The sequence below is a fragment of the Undibacterium sp. TC4M20W genome (genome assembly GCF_049340245.1).
Taxonomy (GTDB): domain Bacteria; phylum Pseudomonadota; class Gammaproteobacteria; order Burkholderiales; family Burkholderiaceae_D; genus Undibacterium.
The window spans coordinates 1-372 of the sequence record NZ_JBMPPI010000079.1; the positions used below are offsets into that span (position 1 = coordinate 1).

General features: G+C 47.6%; 1 protein-coding gene. It reads right to left on the reverse strand.

Annotated features, from left to right (window positions below):
* Positions 1 to 16 precede the first annotated feature (16 nt).
* Positions 17 to 372: transposase (locus ACO0LL_RS30360; RefSeq protein ID WP_422954541.1), on the reverse strand; the 356-nt coding region annotated here is incomplete at its 5' end.

Here is a 372-nt window from a genome sequence, read left to right on the forward strand (position 1 = left end):
AGAAGCTGTTGCGAAATTAAATTAAAGGTTTAAGAAAGTTCCAGCAAATGAGAGAACAAGCCAACGAAAGAAATGCTTCGTGTGTCATAGCTAGTTTCTCATAACGCATTTTTAGACGACGGTAAGAATGAAGCCAGGCAATCGAACGCTCAACCACCCAACGTGTTTTGCCCAAACCACTACCGTGCGCAGTGCGGCGTTTTGCTAGTTCAGGAATGATCGCTTGTTGGCGCAAAAGAATACGGATAGGCTCAGAATCATAACCGCGATCTCCTTGCAAGATTTTTGGCTTTCGCAGAGGTCTTCCTCGTTTGCCTGCGATCGCGGGTATGGCTTTGACCAGCGGCAGCAACTGAGTCACGTCGTGGGAGT